Origin of the sequence: Sneathiella sp. (assembly GCF_029233945.1) — a bacterium.
Taxonomy (GTDB): domain Bacteria; phylum Pseudomonadota; class Alphaproteobacteria; order Sneathiellales; family Sneathiellaceae; genus Sneathiella.
Genome location: NZ_JARGOQ010000035.1, coordinates 1 through 3,764, shown reverse-complemented (window position 1 = coordinate 3,764; position 3,764 = coordinate 1). Strand labels below are relative to the sequence as shown.

The following is a 3,764-nucleotide window of genomic DNA, read 5'->3' as shown; positions in this document are numbered from 1 at the left end:
GCGGACCGGCGCTTCGGGGAAGGCGAGCTCATGCCGGGCGCGCCATTTGTCTGTGACGTAATTCACAATCAGGCTCTTGCGGATGCCATTGATGGGGCGCGGCTCGAACCCGTGCCAGGTCTGCGGTGATGGCACAAAAACATTCGCCGTGTTGCTCCGGAACGGCACATTGCGCACGAAGGTCTGGCTGTCCTTATAGATGGAGGAACCCCATGTCCCCGCCTCCGCCTCGCGGGAGAGGTAAATCTGCATGGTGAATTTCTTCACCCCGATATCCGTATGCGGTTCCAGCCAGAACCCCTCCGAGTCTTGCGTATATTCAATGCGGAGAAAGGTTCCGGTGAGATCGATGGCGAATTTCTTCTCGATCGCGGCGACAACCTCCGGCGTCTGGAACAGATCGGAGATGCCCTTGACGACCGGCGTGCGGGCCTGCCGCTCCTTGTCGAAATAGTTCCGCTTGTCATTATTGATCTCGCGGCGGCCGATATTGTAGTCCATATCGCCCGGCCCGATTTTAAGGGTGAGCAGGTCATCGACCACCTCGGTCGGGAAAACGCCGTTCAGCTCCCACAGATCATAGGGATCATCCGTATAGCCCGCCGTATCGAGGCATTTCAGAAAGGTCGTCTCCAGATCGATCAGGGCCGTCACAATATCTTCCACTTGATTAGCTGTGCATATGCGAGTGTGCAAACTCCCAAAAGTCCTACCAGAAACCACCCCACCCCACAACTCTTTCCGCCCCACAGGATTATGCGGGCGATTTAATTGGGTTTTGGTTATAATAGTGGGAGTGGTGGGTTCGGCGGTGATAGTAACAATCGGGGAAAGCAGATGACGGATGAAGAAAAAGTCCTTCCCAAGGAAGATGCTCTCGCCCTTGCCCGACAGGGGAAAGAGGTTTGGAATAGATGGGCAGAAGAGAATCCGGGCGTCGGTATAGATTTTTCGGGGCTTAACTTTACAACGCAGAGAATTTCGTTTGCCGAGTTTATTTTTCCCGGATTTGCTGACTTTTCTTTCACAACATTCAAGTTTAATGACTTTAGTTCGACAGAGTTTAGTGGAGGATATGCAAATTTTTTTGGCGCTAAATTTGCTAGTGAAGACGCTAACTTTTTTAAAGCTGAATTTAGCGGAGGAAACGTTGACTTTAGGGGCGCCGAGGTCAATGGAGGGGTCGCAAATTTTTTCCAAGCTAAATTCAGTGGAGGATATGCCAATTTTCAAAGCGCTAAATTCAAAGGCGGAAGCGCCGATTTTAGAGAAGCTAAGTTCAGCAAAGGAAGAGTGATCTTTGATGGTGTTGAATTTAGCGGAGGACATGCTGATTTTAGAGGTGTGGAATTTATCGGGGGAGATGTATTCTTTCGACATGTCAGTTTCAGTGGTGGCAATGTTTACTTTTCCAGAAGTATATTCAGCAAGGGAAATGTTTCTTTTCATGCTACCGTATTTTCCAAGATCACTTCATTTGCAAGTACAAAGTTAAAATATAAAAGTGATTTTACTGCTGTTGTATTTGAAGGACCTATTGATCTAGATAGCAGCTATTTTGCCCAAGTGCCGGATTTTAGGCGTTCGAAATTATCGGCGCATTTTACTTTACATGATATGAAAGTTGACTATTCCACTCGTACAAAAAAAGTATGGGGAGTCTTCTCAAAAGCTGCCACGGATTCAGATGCTGACAAATTTCGGCGTCTGAAAGAACTTGCTGTACAGTCGCGCGATCATGAGCGAGAACAGGATTTCTTTGCGAAGGAACTAAAAGCCAAAAGGTATTATGAAACGACCGGCCTCTCTCTCATTCCCAGTTATCTTTACGAATGGACAAGTGATTTCGGGCGAAGCCTATGGCGGCCTGCCCTTTGTTTAGGCCTAACTTGGCTGATATTTGGTTTGATGTACGGCGTGAATGGGTTGCCGTACGCAACATCTGTGCTTGATCCTCTCTGGAACGGATTGAAGCTTTCCCTTGCGACATTGGTGCCTTTTGCTGCGATCTCCCGCACAGCGATGCTGGAATCGCGTGAGGCGCTATTCCGATCAGACGTCAACCATCTGCTGGATTTCGCTATGGTGGTTGAAGGCGTTCTGGCTGTTATCTTCATCTTCCTGATCGGCCTTGCGCTACGTAACCGTTTCCGGATATGACGCGGCGGGTCAGGGTTCCTCGCGTTCGGGCTTGAAGTTTTTTGCGCGTTCTTCGGCGCGGGCGATATCGACCTCGGTCATACGGGCCTTATAGAGTTTCTGGAAGTCCTCGCCTTCCCCCTCCCCGTCATTGGCGGCGAGGATGGCCCATTTCAGCGCCTCCACATCGTCAAGGGTGACGCCCTCCCCGCTACCGTAGCGCGCGGCGAGCTTGGCCTGCGCCTTGCCGTGGCCTTGCCGCGCCGCCCGCTCAAACCATAAAAAGGAGGCGTCCTCATCCGCCGCCGTGCCATAGCCGTCGCGATAGTTCTTGCCGAGGTTATATTGCGCCGCGGGCATGCCGGAACTGGCGGCGAGACGGATAAATTCGAAGGCGCGCGCCGGGTTTTCCGCGACGCCAAGGGCGTAGCTGTACATCTTGCCGAGGGTATATTGCGACGGCGCGAAATCGGCAGAAGCGGATTTTTCAAGGAGGGCGATGGCCGCCGCATCCTCTTTCTTGGCGAGCAGGGTCAGCGCGTGGTTATGCTGCGCCGGCGGATAGCCGGATTTAAGCGCGCGGTCGTTCCAGTATTCGGCCTGGGCGCTGTCCGGCTCGACCCCGCGCCCCTCCGCATACATGATGGAGAGGTTGAACTGCGCCTCCGGGTTGCCTTTTTCCGCAAGATCCTCCCAGATTGTAACAGCCTCGGCGAAGCGGCCCTGCTCGAACAGCTCGCCTGCGGCAAAGCCGCGCGTTTCCGCATTCAGCCGCTCGGCGCGGATCTGGAAGAGCGTGATCAGTCCGCCAATACCCTCGCTTGCAAGGATGGGCTGGAACCCCTCCCGATGGCTGATGGCGACGCTGGTGCCATTAATAAGGATATCGATGATCAATGGCGCTCCCAAAATCTCCCGCAGGCGCCAGTCAACCACCACCGGTTCTCGCTTCGGGCGGATCAGCCGCGTCGTGACAAAGGCATCGCGGGAGCCTTTTTCCTGAACGTCGAGGATCGTGAATTCGTCATCGGGATAGCCGCCAAGCTGGCTGCCATAGGCGTTAAGGTAAAAATCGCGAAAAAGGTTGAGGAACTCCTGCCGTTGATGCTGCGGCAGGTCTGTCCAGCCCGGTCCGACGACAAGCTCTGAAATCAGTGTGAAATGAAAATGCCGCCCGATAACCGCCGTGAGATGGTTTTCCCGGCTCTGAAGCGGCGTGTCGGTCTGCGAGAGGATTTCCCGTGCCTGCTGCGAAAGTTCAAGGATAACAGCCTCGGCGCGGGTCGCCCGATCTCCCGCGGCGGCCTGCATCGGTCCGGCCGCGAGGGCCATGACGATACCCACCTTAAGCATCATTCTCCGAAAGAGTGTCATTCTCGCTTCCCCAACTACCCCCCCGCGCCGATCCATCTGATATATTATGGACTTGGCCGTAAATTGCAAAAGGCTTTATCAGGAAGGCGATGGTGCCCGCACCCGGACTTGAACCGGGAAGCCCTTACGGGCGGCAGATTTTAAGTCTACTGTGTTTACCAAATTTCACCATGCGGGCGGCGATTTGCAACCTACCCAATGAAACGTTGTGAAACAAGGGGATAATGGCGCGGTTTCGAATTTTCGGGAGC

3 protein-coding genes and 1 tRNA gene are annotated in these 3,764 nt (G+C 53.5%); 1 reads left to right on the top strand and 3 read right to left on the bottom strand.

Annotation, left to right across the window (positions count from 1 at the left end; translation table 11 throughout):
- Positions 1 to 654, bottom strand: a 654-nt coding sequence (locus tag P1U71_RS12085) for a hypothetical protein (RefSeq protein ID WP_301105860.1), incomplete at its 3' end; no start/stop codon positions are given.
- Between the two features lie 183 nt (positions 655 to 837).
- Here P1U71_RS12085 and P1U71_RS12080 point away from each other — a divergent pair.
- Positions 838 to 2,160, top strand: a complete 1,323-nt coding sequence (locus tag P1U71_RS12080) for a pentapeptide repeat-containing protein (RefSeq protein ID WP_301105859.1) — start codon at positions 838 to 840, stop codon at positions 2,158 to 2,160.
- A gap of 9 nt (positions 2,161 to 2,169) precedes the next feature.
- Here the strand turns inward: P1U71_RS12080 and P1U71_RS12075 are convergent, their stop codons facing one another.
- Together P1U71_RS12075 and P1U71_RS12070 are read right to left on the bottom strand one after the other, a co-directional pair.
- The gene (locus P1U71_RS12075) at positions 2,170 to 3,495 is read right to left on the bottom strand and encodes an ABC transporter substrate-binding protein (protein WP_301105858.1); all 1,326 of its coding nucleotides are present in this window, start codon (positions 3,493 to 3,495) and stop codon (positions 2,170 to 2,172) included.
- Positions 3,496 to 3,603: 108 nt separating this feature from the next.
- Positions 3,604 to 3,691: transfer RNA gene (locus P1U71_RS12070), tRNA-Leu, on the bottom strand.
- Positions 3,692 to 3,764: the final 73 nt, after the last annotated feature.

Excerpts from the sequence above, each read along its gene's own strand:
- P1U71_RS12075 (WP_301105858.1), bottom strand. The coding sequence starts at position 3,495 with ATGATGCTTAAGGTGGGTATCGTCATGGCCCTCGCGGCCGGACCGATG.
- P1U71_RS12080 (WP_301105859.1), top strand. The coding sequence starts at position 838 with ATGACGGATGAAGAAAAAGTCCTTCCCAAGGAAGATGCTCTCGCCCTT.